This window comes from Labilibaculum euxinicum, assembly GCF_009795715.1.
Lineage (GTDB): Bacteria > Bacteroidota > Bacteroidia > Bacteroidales > Marinifilaceae > Labilibaculum > Labilibaculum euxinus.
Map to the genome: position 1 here is coordinate 403,143 of NZ_WTCR01000003.1, position 22,172 is coordinate 425,314.

A 22,172-nucleotide genomic window follows, 5' to 3' on the forward strand; every position below is an offset into this window, starting at 1 on the left:
ACTCATCAGGTACATCATGATTTTCTACGCAAGTAAATAGATGGAGAAAACTCAATGGTTCAACAACAAAATTATAACACATGAAATTATTTATAAAAATTATACTCGTATTTATTGTTTTAAATCCTATTATATCAGAAGCATGTACTACGGCAGTTGTTTCAGGGAAATACACAAAAAGTGGCAGGCCCATGATATGGAAAAACAGAGATACATGGGCAGTAAAGAATAGTGTTGCCTACTTTAAAGGAGACAAATTTGATTACATGGGCTTGATTAATTCAGCTGATACTGCAAGAAGAAACGTTTGGATTGGAATGAATTCGGCAGGATTTGCAATTATGAATTCGGCCTCGTACAATTTAAACCATGAAAGCAAAGAAGAACTAAGTGGCCTTGAAGGCAGGTTAATGAAGACAGCTCTTTCTGTTTGCGGAACTCTTGAAGACTTTGAGAACCTTTTGAATTCAATGCAAAAACCCAGCGGATTGGAGGCTAATTTTGGAGTAATTGATGCTTTTGGAGGAGCTGCTTATTATGAATTCGGACATAACGGATTTGTGAAGATAGATGTTAACGATCCTGCAATTGCTCCTTTTGGTTATGTTATAAGAGCTAATTATTCTAATACCGGTGAAATAGGCATTGGGAGTGGTTATATTCGTTACAATACTTCTTCCGATCTGTTTTATCAGAGTGCTTCTTCTGAAGGATTGTCCGCTCAGTTTATTGAACAAGATGTTGCTGAGAGTTTAAAACACTCTTTAATTAAAGAGGATTTAAAGCTAAAGTATGGTAATCTACCCGAAAATACGTCTCAATATGCTCATTTTAGAGATTTTATTCCCAGATCAGGATCAGCTTCTTCTGTAATAATAGAAGGCGTAAAAAAAGATGAAAATCCTGAATTTGCTACCATGTGGTCCAATATTGGTTTTCCATTGGCATCTGTTGTTGTACCGGTATGGTTAAAGGGCGGAAGTACTATTCCTGAAATCGTATCCTACAAGACAGCATTAAAAGATTCTCCCATTTGCAATGCCGCATTAGTTCTTAAAAAAGAAAAAATCATGAACATCAGGTGGGGAAAATCCGATAAGTATTACATAAACGTTAATGCTTTGTATAACAGCGATAAATCAGGAATTGTTCAAAAATTACGTCCATATGATAATCATATATATGAGCTTACTAACGAGTTAATTGATAAGTGGAGACAAAAAGGAAGAGTTGATAAAAAGGAAATTAGCGAGTTTTATGAATGGTTAGATCGTTTTGTGGCTAAAGCTTATAAAGATGAATTTAATATTGAAATGTAAGTTAATATGAAAAAAAAACATCAATTATTAGTAATGATTTTTTTGATCGTTACAGCATGTGGAAAACATCAGCCTGACGACAATAAAATTGTGGTAGGCGTTTTTAATGGTAATGGAGCAGGGGCGATAAGTGTTGTTGAAACCATTGAAGCTCTGAAAATTGATAAAGACATATCGCCTCTGCAAATTAGTGCAAGTGATATTCAGTCTGGCAAACTGAATGCTATTGATGCAATGATTTTTCCTGGGGGAAGTGGTAGTAATCAATTGAATAATATCGGGTTTTACGGTAAAGAGAAGATTAGGAGGTTTGTTATAGACCAAGGAAAAGGAATTGTAGGGATTTGTGCGGGTGCATTTTTAACTAGTAGCACTCCAGGTTATCCTTCCCTTGAGATTGGTAATGTTAAAGTTATAGATAGGGCTCATTATGCAAGAGGAAGAGGTTTGGTTGAATTTAAGCTTACAGGAGAAGGGAAAAAAATTTTTCCGGAATTGGATCACAACAAACTATTTTGTCAGTATTATGACGGACCAGTAATGGAGACCCTATTGCAAAAAGAAAATTATTCCGAATTAGCGTATTATGTTACCGATATTCACTCCAACGCAGGGGCTCCCAAAGAGGTGACTCCTGGAAAAATATTTTTGTATAAGCAAAAAGTAGGTAGTGGAAGATTATTCGCAATTGCAGGACATCCCGAATCTACTCCCGGAATGCGTTGGATGGTTCCCCGAATGATAAGATGGGTAACAAATAATGAACAGGTAAAATATAAAGCTAAACTGATAAAGCCTGAAAATTATACTCGTGAAATTCTATATAATAAAATGCTGAAAATAAGTGAAAAGGAAAATTGGTGGAAGCTTTTTAATACAAATCCTGACTCTGTAATAATATCTATGAATTATTTGCATTCAATTTATTCCAGACCGGCTGTAAGGTGGAATATTGGGTTGTTGCGTAGTCCATTTCCAAAAGTTAGGTTACATGCTGCTGAATTACTTAAAATTTCGGAATATACTGCGGCATTGCCCGATTTGATTGTTGCTTTTGAGAATGAGAAAGATCTGGACGTTAAAGCTAAATTATCAAAAATCATAGAAGATTTGAGCGACTAAATAAGAGGAAAGAACTATTAATAAATTTTAAATAAATAATACTTGGAAGTTATTTTTTTAGATAATCAAGGAATTAATAATTGAATTCGCGTTATTATTCCGTTGAGGTCTAACCAATCGCTAACGCTTAAAATTCTGATTCTAGAGTAATAATAGTCTGTTAAGGTTTGTAAATCGTTTGTTCTCATAATTTTTAGTAAAAATCATGGTTGTTAATGTTGAAAATACCCTGATCATTCGGTGGACCAAATTGATCTAATATCTCATACTTAAAATCTAACGATCTATAAAATAAGCAGAACTTTTGTTTTTGCAAGCCTTTTTTAAATTTATCATATGTTTTGTGTCGAATATATTTTCTTCATAAATTCATTTTGATGTTATCAATTAATATTTTTTCAGTTTAAAACAGATAAGAGATTTGGTGCTTTTGCACTTATTTCACAAAAAAGTATCTATTATAAATGTGAATAGTAAGAAATGTAAATACTTACGTTTGGTTTTAGATAAAACAAGAGTCTGATCTGCAATCGTTTCCAGTGGGTGTTTTATAACACGTAAAGATTGGGTTAAAAATACTTCAAAGTGCTTTGAATTGTATCGAAAGACCTTAAAATTTGCAGAAGCAAATTATACTAATGTATAAGACTTAATTAACAAATATTTATTAACAATGACACCCAAGTTTAAAGCGCAAGCCGGAACTTTTGAATCAAGCGATATTATGATTCTGATTGAGCCTCTTGAAAAAGATTCTGGTCGCAAAGTTGATATTTCTTCAACAGTAATACTTCAGTTCGAAGAAGATATTAAAAAAACTATAAATCAGGTACTTGATCGGCTTCAGGTTGAGGGTTTGCATCTTATTGCCAAGGACAAAGGAGCACTGACGCAGACAATCGAAGCACGAGTTGAAACAGCAGTTAAACGATCTTTAGGTATCCAGGAGGGGACAATGTAATGGTAAAGAAAAAAAGAAGGTCGATGTTGTACATTCCCGGTAATAATCCGGCAATGATTCAACAAGCAGGAGTTTATGGTTGTGATGCTGTTCTTCTTGATCTGGAAGATGCTGTAGCATTAAACCAAAAAGATGCAGCAAGAATTTTGGTTCGGAATATGCTTAAAACGGTTAATTTTTATGATACCGAAGTATGTGTGCGTGTAAATAATTTCCATACACCGTTTGGATTAACGGATTTGGAGGAAATTGTGCCGTTACAGCCTGATAATATCCGTTTCCCGAAAACAGAAACAGTAGCCGATGTTAAGGAATTCATGAAAGAAGTGCGGCGCATCGAAAAGGAGCATGGAATTAAGAATCCAACCATGACTATTCATGTGATGATTGAAACAGCCAAAGGGGTTGCGAATGTTTATGATATCGCGGCTGCCGATCCACGAATAGATGCTATTACTATTGGGGGGCAGGATTTAACTGCCGATATGGGTATTATAAAAACTCCGGATGGAGTTGGTATTGATTACGCACGTAAGAGAATTGTGATGGCTGGAAAAGCCAATGATTTAGACGTTTTAGATACTATATTTGCTGATGTGAACGACGATGAAGGTTTGCGGGAAGAAACAGAATATATTAAAAAAATTGGTTTCGCAGGTAAGGCTCTTATAAATCCACGTCAGGTTGATGTTGTTCATGATGTGTTTAACCCGACTGAAAATGAGGTGCGTAAAGCATATCGTGTTTATTCTGAGTTTATTAAAAACAAAAAAGCTGGTATTGGAGTTTTTGCAATTGATGGAAAAATGGTAGATGCTCCTGTTGTTCAAAGAGCAATTACAGTTTTGGAATATGCCAAAATAGATTTGAAAGAAATTGAAAAGAATGCTGGTTAGTTTTTAAGCTTGGATTTAAAACGTAGACAAATGAAAAATGCAATAGGAGTTGAAATTCCTGAATATATAGAAGGCCTTGGGAAACTTGAACCTTTCCAGGGAGTTTGGAAAAGTATTATTGAAGACGAAGTTCCATCAACCAATATTTCCAGAACACTTAAGGCTAAAAAACCTCATGTTTCCAAACTTTGTAAAAATCTGGAAGAGGCTGTCAAAAGATGTAAACCTTTTGATGGAATGACTGTTACTTGTCATCATCATTTAAGAGGTGGAGATGGCGTGCTGATGCAGACCATTAAAATACTTGATGAGATGGGCATTAAGGATATCACCTTGGCGTCCTCATCACTTACATCAGCTCATGATGGTTTGGTTTCTTATGTTGAAAAAGGAATGATTACCAGAATCTTTACATCAGGTATCAGAGGTGCATTGGGAGATGCAATATCGGTTGGAAAATTAAAATATCCGGCAATTATTCACTCTCACGGTGGTCGTGTACGTGATTTTTTAACAGGAAGAATTAAGCCTGATTTGTCGGTTTTAGCAGCATCTGCAGCTGATGAAGAAGGAAACGCAACAGGTGCTCATGGTCCATCAGCGTTTGGATCAATGGGATACGCAGATATTGATGCCCGGTATTCTCGTAATGTAATTATTGTTACAGATAATTTGGTCGAATATCCTTGTGTACCTTGTACTGTACGTCAACATTTTATCGATTATGTGGTGAAAGTGGATAGTATTGGTGATGCAACAAAAATTGCGTCCGGAACTACCCGTATTACCAATTCACCAATGGATTTACGTATTGCCCGAATTGCAGCAACAGTAATTGAACATTCTGGTTTGTTCAAAAATGGAATGTCGTTTCAGGTAGGTGCAGGTGGAGCTTCTTTGGCGGTGGCCAAATTTCTTCGCGAAGATATGAAGCGAAAAAATATAATTGGTAGCTTCATGATTGGAGGGGTAACTTCCTATGGTGTTGATATGTTGAATGAAGGGTTATTTCATTCTATTTTTGATGTGCAGTCTTTCGATGCTGCAGTTAGTTCTTCGGTTTTGAATAATCCAAATCATATCGAAATTTCGTGTGATCAATATGCGAATCCCAATAACTGCGGATCTATGACCAATAAGTTGGATGTGGTTGTTTTGGGTGCACTCGAAGTGGATGTTGATTTCAATGTAAATGTAATTACAGGTTCTTCAGGAGAAATAAGAGGTGCATCCGGAGGACACTCTGATACCGCATCCGGAGCGAACTTAACAGTTGTTGTTTGTCCGGCATTTCGTGGTCGGTTACCCATTGTAAAAGATCGTGTTCACACTGTTGTTACTCCTGGCGAAAGTGTTGATGTAATTGTAACAGAGAGAGGTGTATGTGTTAATCCAGCGAAACCAAATTTGGCCGCGAAACTTAAAGAAGCCGGGGTGCAAGTGGTTGATATTCGTGACTTGAAAGAGGAAGTGGAGAAAATGACTGGTGTACCTGCCGAAAAGAAATTGGGAGATCAGATTGTAGGCTTGGTTGAATATCGCGACGGGACTATTATTGATGTAATTTATAATGTAAAGAATCTCTCATAAGCTGAGGCCGATTTATATAAATGAAATATGATACACCCTACTTGTTTTAAGCATTTAGGGTGTATTTGTAAACAGGAAGTAGACAAAATGGAGAAAGTCGTAAGAGAAATTTTGGAGGCTAAAGAAATTCGGTCAAAAGAGAGACAGAAGTTTGCTGAGTTAGGAGATATTTCACTAAGTCTGACTCTTAATATTCCAGGTGTTCCAAAATCGAATTATCAGATCAAATTGTTTTTCTCAGAATGTTTGTCTGATCTGAAACGATTTTTACTTTCTCATCGGATTATTATTGAGGAAAAAAGAGAAATTATTCGTCCTGATGCAGCAGGAGATTTTTATTTAGTCCCTGTTTCAGGCAATGAAATTTCAGCAGCAACGATAAAAGAGATTGCAGAGCTTTATGAAAAGGAGCATTCTTTAGGTAGACTTTTGGACGTTGATATTACTGATGAAAAAGGAAATCCGGTTTCATCGGGAAAAGCCAAGAAATGTTATTTTTGTAATGAGCACCCTGCTGTGTTTTGCATGAGAAGGCAAACTCACAAATATGGAGAAATGAGAACTGTTATCGAGAAAGATATATCCCGGTTTTTACAGGAAAGAAGGAAAATAAGGGTTTGTAAAGATTTGTCTGCATTTGCTTTAAAAGCACTTCTTCATGAAGTATCTCTTTCTCCAAAACCGGGTTTGGTCGATCGTTTTTCGAACGGATCTCATTCGGATATGGACTTTTCAACATTTTTAAATTCAAGTGCTGTCTTGTCTGTCTATTTTAAAGAAATAGCTGAATATGGTTATTCTTATTCGTCTGCAAATATAAAAGATGCTCTGCCAAAATTGAGACAAATAGGTTTGCAAATGGAAGAGGATATGTATTGCGAAACTTGTGGGGTGAATACTCATAAAGGTGCCATTTTTTTGTTGGGATTTTCATTGTTTGTGAGTGCCAATCAAATAAAAAACCGGAATTTTTCGTATGATTCATTTGTTAATCAAATAAAGGAATTAAACGGCAGTTTAGTTGAGAATGAGTTGGGGAAGAAGCTTTATAGCAGCAAAAAAACACATGGAGAAGAGTGTTTTGAGAAGTTTGGTGATAAGGGGAAAGGAATTAGAGGCGAAATTCAATCCGGATTACCTTGTGTTTTCAATCATGCAATTCCTGTTTTGAGTTCTCATTTCGATAAAATGGATGCAGTAAAAGATGCAATTATTCATGAAGGATTAAAACAAACACTTTTAGTTTTAATTGCACACAATTACGACAGCAATATTTTATATCGTAAAGGAGAAAAAGTTCTTAATGAATTACAGGATATTTCACAACAGGCTTTTACTCTTTTTGGAACTCAATATTTTAATTCAAAGTATCAGGATTTATTGGATTATTGTAATGAGAATCGGATATCTCCGGGTGGTTCTGCCGATTTGCTTGCTGTTGCATTCTTTACATATATGGTGAATAAAAAGTACAATTGGAAAGTATTCAATACAAATTGAAAATGAATAATAAAACAACATTTGTCATGCTTTCATAGATATTGAGCACCTTTCATAACATATAGAATTAGAGGGGTATTTTCTGTGAAATGCATATTATTGAGTGCGGAAATGAAAAGAAAATATTTACACAAAACAATACTAAACAACGAATAAGGATGGGAGTTGAGAATACAGATTATAGGGAAGAGTCTTTAGATCTAAACAATCCCTTTGATATAAAGCTGGTCTCAGAATTTCTGGAGCCATTGGGTTTTGAGTTCGATTCTATAGACGTTGATTACACCATGATTCTTTATAATTTGAATCAGGAGGTAATAGGAACCGGGTCGTATAAAGGAAGAGTACTTAAATATGTTGCAGTTTCTCCTAAATTTAGAGAAGGAGCCGCTTTTGCGCAAATTGTAACACATTTAATTGAATTGGTTATTAATGAGCACAAACACATTTTTGTTTACACGAAGCCTCGTAATTTAGAGGTTTTTAAAGGATTGGGATTTACCGAAATTGCAACTGCAGAGCCATTGTTCTCTGTTTTGGAATTTGGATATGAGAATATCAAAACATATCAGGACTATTTGCGGTCAATAAAAAAGGATGTAACTTTTGGTGGCATCGCAGCCATAGTTGTAAATTGCAATCCTTTTACTAAAGGGCATAAATATCTGATCGAAAAAGCTTGTGCGGAAAATAGAGTTGTATACTTGTTCGTAGTTGAAGAGGATCGTTCGTCATTTACTTTTGATATTAGATGGAGATTGATTCAGGAAGAATTGGGACATATTGAAAATCTGGTAATGGTGAAGGGGGGAGATTATGTAGTTTCAGGAACTATTTTTCCTTGTTATTTTTTGAAAGATGAGAAAGAATGTGACATTGCGGCTAAACAAGCCGAATTGGATGTAGTCACTTTTTTGAATTATATTGTTCCAATTTTAAATATTAATAGAAGATACGTTGGAACTGAAATGTATTCGCCGGTAACTGCGGCCTACAACGAAGCCATGATTAAATATTTACCGTCCAATGGCGTTGAAATTCTTGAGATACCAAGAATTACGCAAGGGAGTTCAGATAATTATATTTCGGCATTAAAAGTAAGAATCGCAATCCGTGAAGACAGACTGAATGAAGTCCTCGATTTTTTACCGGATTCAACAAAGAATTATCTGTTGTCGGAAGAATCTGCTGAGATTAGAGAGAAGATAAGAAATACAGTTACCAGACATTAAACAGAAAAGCCGGATGGGTATCATCCGGCTTTTTTTAACTTTACAATATTATAAACCTATTCGTTTTCGGATAATAGAAAGTGTGGTTGGTTTTGAATTGTAGGTGTATTTTGCGAATATCAGATAAAAAAGCAATAGTATATTAAATAAGTAGTTGAAGTACAGTGGTATATGGTAGTTGTTGCGGGCTACATCATCTATAAAAATATAGCATAAGGTAAAAACTTCACCCCAAAACCACAGCCATAAAAACAACTCGTTTAGGTCATCTGTTTTTTTTGTCTTAAATGTGTGGATTACTTGTGGCAGAGCACAAATTGCGAAAAGAATGCTTCCCATCCATCCAATAATTTCATTTGCTTGCATGTCGTCGTATTTTCATGCAAAAATGAACAAAACAAAGGAGAAAAATAAGAAATCCGGCTAATTTCTTTGGATTAACAACAAAGTGCGGTCATCATCAAATTTAGAGACATTGTAGATTTTGGTTAATTCCAATTCCACATCTTTAGGTTCAATAATTTCTTTTTCTTTGTTGTTGTCAAGAATGTAAAACATAGCTTCATCACCAATCATTTCACCGGTTCTGTCATTAACAGCTTCAGTGTAGCCATCGGTATAAAAGAATAGTTTATCGCCTTTGTTAAATTCATGAACCAGACTTCGGTATTTGCCTTCTTTTACAACCCCCAACAGTGTGCCTACAATATTTAATTGGGATATGTTTTTTTCTACTCCATCATAAAGAAAAGGGCGAAGAGCTCCGGCCGAAGCAATACTAATTTTATTTGAAGAAGTACAAAGCGAGATGATACTTAGAGTTGTAAACACTTCTGTAAGCTGAATGTCTTTAAAAAGATACTCATTTATAATATCGAGAAATTTGCCCGGTGATTCAACAAAATCGAGTTCTTGTCGATTAACGAAAAAATTAATGGTACTTCGGATGTAGGCAATATAAGCTGGTACAAAGAACCAGGCATCCCATTTTTTACCCATTACATCACCCAAAATCAATATTTTTCTATTCTGATCCACATCGATAATCTCGTAATAATCACCTCCCGGTAATTTATCATAGGGCTGATGAAGAATTTGAATATTATAGTCACGTATTGTGTCTTGAAATTCATTTTCGAAACGAATAGGAGATCGTTTAGCTGCAGAGTTTAATGCGTTTAAGTATTTGTTTTTTAAATCATGCTCACGTTGAACATTTGAATTAATTTGGTGAATAATCAGTTTTGGATTCAGATTTTTAAATAGAAAACCGCTTATTTTGGATTGCATTAGATTTTCCAGTTTGTCCATGTCGTCAGCATCAGAGACAAGAATGTTTATTGGAATATGATTCGAGACAATTTCCGTTATTTTATCTAAGATGGAGATCGCCCAATTGGCTTTATCATCAATAATTATGCCCCAGGTATTGGTGTCCTGCAAGGCCATGAAAAAATCGGTATCGGTATAAACGGCAGTAATATTTGTTTTAAGGTGCTTCCTGGGAAGAGGAAAAGGTTTTATTCTATTGGCACAATAAATCAAGTTTCCTTTTTCAAAACTGATGTCATCTTTTCTCGCACCATCAAGAATATCTTTTCTTAAATAGGCTTTCTTCAAATGGGATTTGATCTTTGAGATAAAGATCTTTTGTTTGATTGGTTTGGTGATAAAATCATCCGCACCGTCATTCAGATTTTTAATCCATGTATCTTCCTCGTTGTTTCCAGAAAGGAAAATAAAAGGAGTGTGTTGGTATTCAGGTGTCTGCCTAAGTCTTCTTACCAGTTCATTGCCATCCATTAATGGCATGTATAAATCTGAGATGATAAGATCGAAATGTTGACTTTTAGCCTGATCAATAGCCTCTTTCCCGTTTTTTGCAAGTGTTGTTTGGTAACCTAATCCTTTTAGAGTAAACTCAATGAATTTTAGGATAACTACGTCATCATCAACAACCAGTATATTTGGCGAGACTTTTGCCATATCAGTATTTTATTCAACTGATGAAAAGCTGTTAACACATGCGGTTTGGTCTTGTAAAATATCAAAGATAGAATCCAACTGCATTAATTCTATCAGCTCCATCACATCTCTGTTGATATTGCAAAGTTTTATAAAACTTTTATGTTCTTTTGATGTTTTAAGAGCCGATAAAAGTGCCCCAAAACCAGAACTGTCAATAAAGCTAATTTCTTCAAAATCAACAATTAATTTTGATTTAGGCTGAGACAAAAATTCATTCATTTTTTCCTTCGCAATATTTGCATTTAAGGCATACAAACGATTGGTTTCTCCCAATTTCATTATTGTTATAGAGTTTAGCTGTTTGGTTTCAATATTCATAGCAGTAAAATATGGTTACAGTGATTAAAGTTGTCCTAAGGTTTCTTTTAATTCTTTTATGGCTAAAGGACATTGTGATAAAAATTCCTCTACTAATACAGGAATATTTACTAAATCAATGTCATTCATAGTTTCGTTTTTCACGTTAGTCCAGTTTTTTTCATCTTGAGGACTAAATTCAATCCTGTTTTCTCTCTTCAGCTGCAATTCAAACTTTAAATTTCCTTTTGAAAAATGCTCTAATTGTTCTAGACAATCACCTGAATTTTCCATTCCCATTGTTCGTACGGATGATTTTGCCTTGTGAGCAATAGCGCCTAAATCCTGCCAGTTCCGAGCTTCAAAACTTCTTGATATTTCTTCTTCAAATTCAGGGATTTGTTCTAGAAAAATATCAATCATTTCACTGATGATGTTTTTGTCATTTCCAGACATCTCCTTTAGATAGGAGAGATCTGTGATCATTTCACCTTGAGTCATTCTGTTGATATGAGCTTGTTCGATTTAACATTTGTTTGATTTTTTTTATAAATTCAACTTTTGTTTCGATAGAAATAATGCGCTGAATTTTGAGTAAAATCTTCATTGTCGCATATGCAATAATACTAATTTATTTTCAATTTACCTATTGCTCCAGCTATTCAATTAGAGCTTAGTATCCTTGATTTTACTGATTGTTTGTTGATCGTAATTTTTTAGGTTTGCTATTGTTTGCCCGATTAATAATTAGGATTAATCTCAACAAAAGATTTTTTTTTTCGTAATACTAATTTTTATTGAATTTATCTGAACAAAATATCTAACTTAATGTTTATGATCTGGAAGTTTACTACCGCTGTTTTTCTTTTTGTTTTTTTATTATCAGGGAATTTAATTGGGCAAGAATTGTTGCCTGTGAAAAAGTCTGAATTTGTTGGGAATGAACCGAATCGAAAACAAGCTTTCACCCAAGTGAAAGAGGCATCTGAGCTGTATCAAAAAGGAATTGGATATGTGCCCCAGAGTTTAAATCTATTTTTGAGTGCTTACAATTTAAATAATAATAATCCTGAGTTAAATTACAATATTGGTCTTTGTTATTTAATAGCAGGACCAAAAGATGCTGCGCTGTCATATTTACTTGCCGCACAATCTGCTAATGCAGATGTCAGTGCAGATATTCATTTTCTGATTGGCTTGGCTTATAAATATCAAAATAATTTTTCTGATGCAATCATTCATTTTAAAATGAATAAAGAGTTAATTCAACAGAATAAGTATAAAGAGCAGAAAGAACTTCTGCCTATAAGTGATAAACACATTCAGGAGTGCCGAAGCGGCAGGCTGCTAATGAAAAATAGTCTTGATCTGGAGATACAGCCTGTTGAAGGAAATGTAAACTCAGAATTTGATGAATTTAATCCTCAAATAATTGATAGTAATTTATTTTTTAGTTCGCGAAGAGGATTAGAGAATGATAGCAGGTCACCAGAAGATCAAAAGTTTTTTGAAAAGCTTTTTAAGGCTTCAAAAAGTGAGGTGTTGGATATTGAGGTTCGTGAAGAGAAAAATAATTTAGGAGAAAATGTAAATTCTACTTTGCTGTCTAAATTTGACGATAAACAGTTTGTATTTTATAATAGTAATTCGGGAGCAGGTGATTTGTTTCTGGCTGAAAAAGAGAGAGGCAAATGGAAAATAGGAAAAGCAATTAAATTTATAAATGAAAAAGACTCAAGAGAGAGTTCTGCAAGTTTACCTCAATCGGGAAATGAAATTTATTTTGTAAGTAATCGTAAAGGAGGCTTTGGCGATTGTGATATCTATTTTTGCAAAAAAGAATCGGAGTCTAAATGGTCTAAACCAATTAATATTGGTGGCGATATTAATACTGAATATGACGAAGGTGATGTTTTTATAAGTGCGGATGGCACTAAGTTATTTTTCAGTTCAAAGGGGCACAATACCATGGGGGGATATGATATATTCAAGTCTGACCGTCGGGATGATGGAACTTGGAGTAAGCCAATAAATCTGGGATATCCAATAAATAGTACTGATAACGATATTACCTATTGTGAAGATCAGAATGGTATTTTTTATTTTGCATCCGAGCGTAGCGGAGGCAAAGGAGGGTTTGATATTTATTGTCAAAAAATACCTGAGCCGGTAATCGAAGAGGTTGCAGAGGAAGTCATAGTAGAACCAGTGACTGAACTTCCTGAAACGAAAATAGAAGTTCCTGCTACACTTCCGCTTGTAAGTTTTAAAAGTGAGGCCGTTGCAATAACTGAAACTCCGGTAAAACAAGAATTGGTTGAAGAGGATTTTGTTTATAGAGTTCAAATTGCTGCGGCAAGAAAAGAAATGGATCCTAAAGATCTATTTAAAAGGTACAAAGGAGGTGATGTTATAGATCATTTGTTTGTTGAAAACTGGCATAAATATACTATCGGAGGATTTTTAACATTTAAGGAGGCTGCCAAATATAGGGATGCCTGTGGAGTGAAGGATGCTTTTGTTGTATTGTTTAAAGGAGGTTATCGATTAGGAATTGCCAGAAGGCCTTTTGAGGCAAACTAGTGTATTGGCACAAACGATATCTGAGAAAATTTTTTACATTTGCAAAAGATAACACAAACACGATTTAATAACTTTTTTCTCAGGTAAATCTTCAGTAAAAAAGTTTGTCTTTTTTATGATTACTTGAAGATCTTGCCCAAAATACGTAAACAAATGAAAAGAACAGCATTCACTAGCTTTCATGAAGAATTAGGTGCAAAAATGGCACCATTTGCTGGGTATAACATGCCTATTGAGTATACCGGAATTAACGATGAGCACAAATGTGTTCGTGAAAAATTAGGGGTTTTTGATGTTTCTCACATGGGTGAGTTTTGGGTGAAAGGTCCAAAAGCTTTTAGTTTTGTACAAAAATTGACTACAAATGATGTAGCTGCGCTTTCAGATGGAAAAGTTCAGTATAGTTGCTTCCCAAATGGGAAAGGCGGAATCGTTGACGATTTGTTGGTATATCAAATTGATAGCGAGACGTATCTATTGGTTGTAAATGCAGCTAATATTGAGAAAGATTGGAATTGGTGTTGTAAAAATGCTGAAGAAATGGGATTGGAAGTTGGAACTGAACTTTATAATGCTTCTGATGAAATATGTCAGTTAGCTGTGCAAGGTCCTTTGGCATTGAAAGCAATGCAGAAAATTGTGGATCGTCCGATTGAAGATATGGAGTATTACACATTTCAAAAAGTGACCATTGCAGGAATCGAAAATGCTATTTTTTCGACTACTGGTTATACTGGTTCCGGTGGATGTGAAATTTACGTGTCAAACGAAGATGGAGTGAAGCTTTGGAATGCTGTAATGGAAGCAGGAAAAGAATTTGGAATCCAGCCAATTGGTTTGGCAGCTCGCGATACGCTGCGTTTGGAAGTTGGCTTCTGTTTATATGGTAATGATATTGATGATGACCATTCACCGATTGAAGCAGGTTTAGGTTGGATCACCAAGTTTGTGGAAGGAAACGATTTTATCGATCGTGAGTTTTTTGCAAAACAACAAGAAGAAAAACCAAAGCGCCGATTGAAAGGTTTTGAATTGATTGATAGAGGAATTGCTCGTCATGGATACAAAATTGAAGATGCTGAAGGAAATGAAATTGGCGAAGTAACTTCAGGAACAATGGCTCCAATGGTAGGAAAATCAATTGGTTTAGGATATGTTAAGGAAGGATTTTATAAACTGGATACTGAGATTTTTATTCGTGTTCGAAATAAAGCGGTAAAAGCTAAAATCACAAAAATTCCTTTTTACAAAGCGTAAATCGAATTTTTATTGAAATAACAAAAGGCAGTTACCCTTGATGTAGCTGCCTTTTTTTTGTTTTTAATTATAGCGGTTGGGGCTTTTCAAACATAAATTCTTATATTTGGAATGGTTTTTTAAGGGAAATTAATTCTGAAAATAGAATTTAATTTTTCTTGTTACCATCTAAATTCACAAAGATTGCTTCGAACAATCCAAATATTTGGATTTTCAGGAAAAAACACCATAGTGTGAATGAATATAAGTAAAAAATTCTGCAGGTTAAGTTTCTGTTTTTCAGAACGTAAATATTAATCTATACGAAGGGGGATAAGAGGATAAATTATTTGTTATAAAACATACATTTTAACAAGTAAAACCGTCTTAAAATAAATTTTTATTTGCAATTTTGCCTCAGGATATGGAATAATACAAAAATTTAAAACGTTTGAAAAAATGAAAGTACACAACTTTTCTGCAGGTCCTTCAATTCTTCCTGATTTTACAGTTGAAAAAACAGCTGAAGCAATTAAAAATTTTGCCGGAACAAGTCTTTCTTTGATGGAAGTGTCTCACCGCAGCAAAGAATTTGTTGCAGTAATGGATGAGGCTATCTCTTTGTTTAAGGAATTATTAAGTATTCCTGAAGGTTATTCGGTTTTGTTTCTTGGTGGTGGTGCCTCAACTCAGTTTTGCATGATTCCTTACAATTTGTTAGGAAAAAAAGCAGCTTATCTGAATACAGGAGCTTGGGCAAACAAAGCTTTGAAAGAAGCAAAACTATTTGGTGAAGTAGTAGAAGTAGCATCTTCGAAAGATACTGTTTACAACTACATTCCTAAAGGATATAAAATTCCTTATGATGTAGATTATTTTCACATCACTACCAACAACACTATCTACGGTACAGAGATTAAAGAAGATTTAGACGTTAATGTTCCTTTAGTAGCTGATATGTCATCTGATATTTTCTCTCGCCCGGTTGATGTTTCAAAGTATGCATTAATTTATGGCGGTGCTCAAAAGAATCTTGCACCGGCAGGTGTTACTTTTGTGATTGTAAAAGATGAAATTCTTGGTAAGGTAGATCGTCAGATTCCAACCATGTTGAACTACCAAACACACATCGATGGAGAGTCAATGTTCAATACTCCTCCAGTTGTTCCTGTTTTTGCTGCTCTTCAAACTTTGCAGTGGATCAAAGAACAAGGTGGCGTATCTGCAATGCAGAAACGAAACGAAGATAAAGCAGCAGTGCTTTACAATGAGATTGACAGTAATCCAATGTTTAAAGGAACTGTTATTAATAAAGAAGATCGTTCATTAATGAATATCTGTTTTGTGATGAATGACGAATATAAAGAATTGGAAAAAGACTTCTACGAATTTGCAACCGCGAAAGGAATGTCAGGAATTAAAGGACACCGTTCAGTTGGAGGGTTCCGTGCTTCTACCTACAATGCTCTGCCAAAATCAAGTGTACAGGCATTAGTAGAGTGTATGAAGGAATTCAAAAATATTCACGTAAAATAATTATAATAGGAAATGAGCAGGAATGGAGAAATCCATCTCCTGCTTGTTTGTCATTCAGCGCACGAGGAACGACTAAAGTAATGTAAACATTACTTCGATTTGGCTGGCGATGACATTTTATTTTTTCATAATTCAAATATCAAATAAAATGACAAAAGTATTAATTGCAACCGATAAGCCTTTTGCTCCTGCAGCTGTTGATAGTATCAGGACTGTTGTGGAAGGTGCTGGTTACGAATTGGTTTTATTGGAATCTTATACTGATAAAGCAGATTTATTAGCTGCAGTTGCCGATGTGGACGCCATGATTATTCGCAGCGATAAAGCAACACGCGAAGTAATCGAAGCTGCTAAAAACCTTAAAGTAATTGTTCGTGCAGGTGCAGGATACGATAATATCGATCTTGAGGCTTGTACTGAGAAAGGCGTTGTTGCCATGAATACTCCGGGACAGAATTCAAATGCTGTTGCTGAGTTGGTTTTTGGAATGATGGTATTTTTGGCAAGAAATGGGTTTAACGGAAGTGCTGGTGTTGAAGTACGAGGAAAGAAAATCGGAATTCATGCATATGGTAATGTGGGACGATATGTTGGAGAAATAGCTAAAGGTTTTGGAATGGAAGTATATGCCTTCGATCCATTTGTGGCTAAGGAAACAATTGAAGCTGACGGCGTAAAGGTGGTTGACTCTGTTGAGGAATTGTATAGCACCTGCAACTATGTTTCTCTTCACATTCCGGCAAATGACAAAACAAAAAACTCAATTAACTTCGATTTGTTGAACAAGATGCCTAAAGGTGGTGTGCTTGTTAATACAGCTCGTAAAGAGGTGATTGATGAAGAAGGTTTGATTCAATTAATGGATGCCCGTAAAGATTTTGCATACATTTCGGATATTGCTCCTGACTGTAAAGAAGAAATTGAAGCTAAATTTCAAGGCAGATTCTTCTTCACTCCAAAGAAAATGGGTGCACAAACTGCTGAGGCAAATATCAATGCTGGTATTGCCGGAGCAAATCAAATTGTGAACTACATTAAAAACGGAGACGAAACATTCAGAGTAAATAAATAGTATTTGGAAAACAAGAGGAAAGTCATTTTCTTCTTGTTTTCTACCTTATATATTTGAATGCAATTAGCATTCAGATAGATTAAACAAACAAACACAACAAAAACATAAAACGCGATGGCTATTTTAAAACCATTTAAGGGCTTGCGCCCACCAAAAGAGATTTCAAAAGATTTGGCTTGTTTGCCATATGATGTAATGAATTCAGAGGAAGCCGCTCAAATGGCTGAAGGTAAGGAAGTGTCTTTGCTTCATATCACTCGTGCCGAAATCGATTGCCCTGCCGGAACAGACGTTCACTCAGAAGAGGTGTATAAAAAATCTGTATCCAATTTAAAAATGTTCCAGGATAAGGGATGGTTGGTTCAGGACGAAGAAGCTAAGTTCTATATCTATGCTCAAACCATGGATGGAAGAACTCAGTATGGTATTGTTGCTAACGCAGCTTGCGAAGATTACAAGAACGGAGTGATTAAAAAGCACGAGTTAACTCGTCCGGATAAAGAGGAAGATCGAATGATTTTAACTCGTTATACTCAAGCGAATCTGGAGCCGGTATTCTTTTCGTACAAAGCTGTTCCTGAAATTGATGCAATTGTTGCAGATATAGTAAAGAACGAAGAAGCTGAGTATGATTTTGTTGCTGAAGACGGATTTGGTCATCATTTTTGGCCGGTAAATAATCCAGCAACAAATAAAGAGTTGGAAGAGTTGTTCGCAACAAAAGTTCCTGCTACATACGTTGCTGACGGTCATCATCGTACTGCAGCAGCAGCTCGTATTGGTGATGAATTTGCGGCTAAGAATCCTAACCACACAGGTGATGAGGAGTACAATTATTTTATGGCTGTTCATTTCCCAGATAATCAATTGGCAATTATCGATTACAATCGTGTTGTTAAGGACTTAAACGGAATGACTGAGACTGAGTTTTTGGCAAAGTTGGAACAAACATTTGAAGTGGAGTGCATGGGTGAGGAGATTTACAAGCCTGCTAAATTGCATGAATTTTCAATGTATTTGGATAATAAATGGTACAAACTAAATGCGAAAGAAGGAACTTATGATGATAAGGACCCTATTGGAGTTTTGGATGTAACTATTTTATCAAGTCATGTATTGGATAATCTTTTAGGGGTTGAAGATCTTCGTACTACAACTCGTGTTGAGTTTGTGGGTGGAATTCGCGGATTAGGAGAGTTGAAAAAACGTGTTGATGGTGGTGATATGAAAGTTGCATTTGCTTTGTATGCAGTGTCGATGCAGCAGTTAATTGATATTGCTGATACTGGAAATATTATGCCTCCTAAAACAACATGGTTTGAACCTAAGCTTCGTTCAGGTTTGTTAATTCACAAGTTGGATTAAGCAAGTATATAAGAAATATGAAAGGATGCCAATTGGCATCCTTTTTTTTGTGCGAAAACGTACATATACGTGCTTATTCGAACAGATTTTGTTTCGTATAATTTTCTGTAGTTATCAGATATGTAGGTTTTTATGAGTGGTGGCATATGGATTGATATATAAGGGCTGTAAATCTAATCCCTAAACTATGATACAGAACTTTTTTAAGGTTGCCTTTCGGAATATGAGAAAATACAAAGGTTACACTTTTATTAATATTGTTGGTTTGGCTGTGGGGCTGGCTTGTGTATTTCTTATTTATCTGTTTGTTCAGGATGAGTTGAGTTACGATAAATTTTATCCCAAATATAAAGATATTTATCGTGTAGCAACTAAAGTAAAAATGGGTGAGCGGAAAATGGATGGCAATACCATTTGTGCACCTTTCTCTCCCAATGCAGTTGCTGATTTTCCAGAAGTAAAATATGCAGTAAGAATTCATTTTTGGAACAATGTGTTGTTTAAATATGAGGACAAGCAATTTGTGGAAGACAAATTTTTACGCACAGATTCTACTTTTTTTGAAGTCTTCTCCCGTCCTTTCGTGTTTGGTGATTCAAGGACAGCTTTAAAGGAGAAGAATAATATTGTATTGACTCAAAGTACATCTCAAAAATATTTTGGCGATGCAAATCCTGTTGGGAAAATTTTGAAGATGAGTGAGGATAAGCTCTTTACTATAAGTGGAGTGGTGGAAGATGTACCTGAAAATTCTCATTTTCATTATGATTTAGTTGGCTTGTTAAATTTAAGTGCAGAAGAGGAAGATGCTTGGTTTAGTGACTATATGCAGGCTTATTTTTTGTTGAAGCCAGGAACGAACTACAAGGATTTAGAAGCTAAATTTCGTGATTTCACGATCAGACATATGGGACCTAAATTGATTGAAGTTCTTGGGATTGATATTGTAGCATGGGAAAAAAACGGAAATGAATTTAAGTATTATTTAGAGCCATTAGAGTCGATTTATCTTAAGACTACTACGGAAGGTCAGATAGAGCCTGTTAGTGATATAAAATACATTTATATATTTTCGGCGATTGCTTTTTTCATTCTATTACTGGCCTGTGTTAATTTCTTAAATCTAACGACAGCCAGATCGTATACCCGGGCTCGTGAGGTAGGAGTAAGAAAAGTATTTGGAAGTAATCGGAATATGCTTATGATTCAATTTTATGCAGAAACTTTCCTAATGACTTTATTGGCGGCTGTTATTTCTTTCTTCCTGATTGAGTTGACCTTGCCTTATTTTAATGAAATTACCCGGAAAAATTTGATGTCGCCGTTATTATGGCAGGGGGAGTATCTTTTATTTATGGGAGGCGTAATTGCATTTGTTGTATTGTTTGCGGGGAGTTATACCGCCATTTCTTTATCAGGTTTTAAGGTGATGAGTGTACTGAAAGGTGAAGTGCAAAAAGGACGGCTGGGGAAACGAATAAGAGCTGGTCTTGTTATTTTTCAATTTGTGGTTGCCATTGGTATTTTGATATCTGCATTTATTATTAAAGAACAGGTTAATTTTATGCAGGAAAAAAAGTTGGGATTTGATAAGGAACGTGTATTGGTGGTTGATAGGGCATATTCATTAGAAGATGAACAGAGAATATCCATTAAAGAAAAGTTAAAGGAGTATTCGGGAATTGAAGACGTGTCATTTTCAGGAATGGTTCCCGGCCGGGGTACAAATGGATGGTCGATGTATCGTGAAGGAGCAAACAATGAAGATATGATCAATTTTCGATTGATGCATGTTGATGAAAACTTTATTGATTTGCTGGGACTGAAAATAATTGATGGAAGAAAATTTGATAAAAACAGGGTGTCGGATTCTTCTGTTTTTATAGCTAACGAAGCTGCGATTGCTGCATTGGGATATACCGATAATCCTGTAGGACGAAATATTTACAAGCCGGATTTTAATCAAAATGGTCGGAAGGCTATTGAGATTATTGGTGTAATTGAAGATTTTCATTTTGAATCGATGCGCGATAAAATACTTCCTATGTTATTGGTATCTGACCCGAAACTTTTTAAACGTTATATGTTGGTTAAGTTACAGCCGGATAATGTAATGGATGGAGTAAAGATGGTAAAAAAGTACTGGTCAAAAATGACAGATGGGGAGCCTTTCGAATATTTCTTTTTGGATAGTGATTTTAATAGCCTGTTTAAGGGAGAAGAAAGGGTTGCGAATATCCTTAGTTCTTTTACTATTTTGGCCTTTTTTATTGCACTTCTTGGTTTATTGGGATTGGTTTCTTTTGAAATGCAGCAAAGAGTAAAAGAGATTGGAATTCGTAAAGTGCTGGGTAGTTCGGAATTTGGATTGATGATGATTTTGAGTCGTAGTCTTTGTTTGAATGTAATAATTGCAAATATTGTTGCATGGCCATTAACTTATTTTGTGATGCAGCACTGGTTATCGAATTTTGTGTACAGAATCAATTTTCCATGGTATTATTTTATTTTGGCTTTATTAATGTCGCTTATTTTGGCGGTGCTTACAGTAAGTGGTCATTCATTGAAGGTAGCAAGAGCAAATCCAATAGAATCTTTAAAATACGAATAGTTTTTTGTAAGTTTTAATACACAGTAAGAAAGTTCTCATCAGTAAATGGTGGGAGCTTTTTTTATCGGGAAATTTTATTTTAACCAAATGGTTAAAAAATGAAGATTTATTTGGAGGAATAAAAAAAAGCAAATATATTTGCATTAACCAAACGGTTAATCCGAATGGTTAATTTTTTGAGTATGAATTAACCAACTGGTTAATAAAATAGAAATGGAAAAGAAATCAGTCGAGACCCAAGAGAATATTCTAATTGCTGCAAGAACTATTTTTGCACAAAAAGGATTAGCCGGAGCCAGAATGCAGGAGATTGCAGATTGTGCAGGAATAAATAAAGCTTTGCTTCATTACTACTATCGAAACAAAGAAAAATTATTTGAACAGGTTTTTGATGAAGCACTAAAAAAAATGCTTCGCCCCATAGTTGCGTTTTTAGCAGATAATTCTGATTTGTTTCAAAAGATCAGAAATATTTGCAGGCACTATCATGAAGTGTTAGTTGAGTATCCGTTCCTTCCTAATTTTGTAATTAATGAAATTAATTCGGATCCGACACGAATACTTAAATTGTTTGATGTTGAAGGGTTTTTGGAGGGAAGGGAAAAGACAATAATTCAAATTAACGAAGCTGTTAAGTCAGGAATTATAAGACCGATTGATCCAAGAGAGTTAATTCTAAATATCATTAGTTTGTCTATTTTTCCGTTCGCAGGCCGACCTGTAATTAAGGAGATTTTATATAAAAATGAAAATATATATGAGATACTGAAAGAACGGGCCGATCGTGTTTCTGATTTCATAATTCAATCAATAAAAATTTAATT

General features: G+C 35.0%; 18 protein-coding genes. 14 read left to right on the forward strand and 4 right to left on the reverse strand.

All coding sequences use genetic code 11. From position 1 onward, the window contains the following. Window positions 1–80: 80 nt before the first annotated feature. From GQR60_RS05490 to GQR60_RS05520, 7 genes are all read left to right on the forward strand, one after another. Entirely contained in the window at window positions 81–1,319 is a 1,239-nt protein-coding gene (locus GQR60_RS05490; RefSeq protein ID WP_124991960.1) for a C45 family peptidase, read from the forward strand. 6 nt (window positions 1,320–1,325) lie between these two features. Then, entirely contained in the window at window positions 1,326–2,441 is a 1,116-nt protein-coding gene (locus GQR60_RS05495) for a BPL-N domain-containing protein (protein WP_124991961.1), read from the forward strand. A gap of 673 nt (window positions 2,442–3,114) precedes the next feature. After that, window positions 3,115–3,402, forward strand: a complete 288-nt coding sequence (gene citD / locus GQR60_RS05500; protein ID WP_124991962.1) for a citrate lyase acyl carrier protein — start codon at window positions 3,115–3,117, stop codon at window positions 3,400–3,402. Continuing rightward, window positions 3,402–4,298, forward strand: coding sequence for an HpcH/HpaI aldolase/citrate lyase family protein (locus GQR60_RS05505; RefSeq protein WP_101310381.1), 897 nt, complete (start codon window positions 3,402–3,404; stop codon window positions 4,296–4,298). The genes citD and GQR60_RS05505 overlap by 1 nt, the downstream gene beginning before the upstream one ends. Window positions 4,299–4,328: 30 nt before the next feature. Further along, entirely contained in the window at window positions 4,329–5,888 is a 1,560-nt protein-coding gene (gene citF, locus GQR60_RS05510; protein WP_124991963.1) for a citrate lyase subunit alpha, read from the forward strand. Between the two features lie 87 nt (window positions 5,889–5,975). Next, the gene (locus GQR60_RS05515) at window positions 5,976–7,388 is read left to right on the forward strand and encodes a triphosphoribosyl-dephospho-CoA synthase (protein ID WP_160463418.1); all 1,413 of its coding nucleotides are present in this window, start codon (window positions 5,976–5,978) and stop codon (window positions 7,386–7,388) included. Between the two features lie 158 nt (window positions 7,389–7,546). Next, the gene (locus tag GQR60_RS05520) at window positions 7,547–8,620 is read left to right on the forward strand and encodes a [citrate (pro-3S)-lyase] ligase (RefSeq protein ID WP_160463419.1); all 1,074 of its coding nucleotides are present in this window, start codon (window positions 7,547–7,549) and stop codon (window positions 8,618–8,620) included. A 48-nt stretch (window positions 8,621–8,668) separates the two neighbouring features. Here GQR60_RS05520 and GQR60_RS05525 read toward each other — a convergent pair whose 3' ends face one another. From GQR60_RS05525 to GQR60_RS05540, 4 genes are read right to left on the reverse strand one after another with little or no spacing between them, the layout of a single operon-like run. Then, window positions 8,669–8,986, reverse strand: a complete 318-nt coding sequence (locus GQR60_RS05525; protein WP_124991966.1) for a PQ-loop repeat-containing protein — start codon at window positions 8,984–8,986, stop codon at window positions 8,669–8,671. A gap of 57 nt (window positions 8,987–9,043) precedes the next feature. After that, complete coding sequence (locus GQR60_RS05530; RefSeq protein ID WP_124991967.1) at window positions 9,044–10,606, reverse strand: response regulator; 1,563 nt, start codon at window positions 10,604–10,606, stop codon at window positions 9,044–9,046. Between the two features lie 9 nt (window positions 10,607–10,615). Beyond that, entirely contained in the window at window positions 10,616–10,966 is a 351-nt protein-coding gene (locus GQR60_RS05535) for an STAS domain-containing protein (RefSeq protein WP_124991968.1), read from the reverse strand. 24 nt (window positions 10,967–10,990) lie between these two features. Beyond that, window positions 10,991–11,446, reverse strand: a complete 456-nt coding sequence (locus GQR60_RS05540; protein ID WP_101310374.1) for an Hpt domain-containing protein — start codon at window positions 11,444–11,446, stop codon at window positions 10,991–10,993. A gap of 333 nt (window positions 11,447–11,779) precedes the next feature. Between GQR60_RS05540 and GQR60_RS05545 the strand changes: the two genes are divergently transcribed. The 7 genes from GQR60_RS05545 (at window position 11,780) to GQR60_RS05575 (ending at window position 22,170) form a co-directional block, all read left to right on the forward strand. Further along, window positions 11,780–13,528: a TolB family protein gene (locus tag GQR60_RS05545; protein ID WP_160463420.1), complete on the forward strand. Its 1,749-nt coding sequence runs from the start codon at window positions 11,780–11,782 to the stop codon at window positions 13,526–13,528. A 153-nt stretch (window positions 13,529–13,681) separates the two neighbouring features. Further along, a complete protein-coding gene (gene gcvT / locus GQR60_RS05550) occupies window positions 13,682–14,785 on the forward strand; it encodes a glycine cleavage system aminomethyltransferase GcvT (protein ID WP_124991970.1) in 1,104 nt (367 codons plus the stop codon). Window positions 14,786–15,223: 438 nt separating this feature from the next. Beyond that, window positions 15,224–16,300: a 3-phosphoserine/phosphohydroxythreonine transaminase gene (serC, locus tag GQR60_RS05555; RefSeq protein ID WP_124991971.1), complete on the forward strand. Its 1,077-nt coding sequence runs from the start codon at window positions 15,224–15,226 to the stop codon at window positions 16,298–16,300. Window positions 16,301–16,448: 148 nt separating this feature from the next. Further along, entirely contained in the window at window positions 16,449–17,372 is a 924-nt protein-coding gene (locus tag GQR60_RS05560) for a 3-phosphoglycerate dehydrogenase (RefSeq protein WP_124991972.1), read from the forward strand. Window positions 17,373–17,486: 114 nt separating this feature from the next. Continuing rightward, complete coding sequence (locus GQR60_RS05565) at window positions 17,487–18,737, forward strand: DUF1015 domain-containing protein (RefSeq protein ID WP_124991973.1); 1,251 nt, start codon at window positions 17,487–17,489, stop codon at window positions 18,735–18,737. 187 nt (window positions 18,738–18,924) lie between these two features. Continuing rightward, a complete protein-coding gene (locus GQR60_RS05570; RefSeq protein WP_124991974.1) occupies window positions 18,925–21,348 on the forward strand; it encodes an ABC transporter permease in 2,424 nt (807 codons plus the stop codon). Window positions 21,349–21,561: 213 nt separating this feature from the next. Beyond that, window positions 21,562–22,170, forward strand: a complete 609-nt coding sequence (locus GQR60_RS05575) for a TetR/AcrR family transcriptional regulator (protein ID WP_124991975.1) — start codon at window positions 21,562–21,564, stop codon at window positions 22,168–22,170. The last annotated feature ends 2 nt before the right edge of the window (window positions 22,171–22,172 follow it).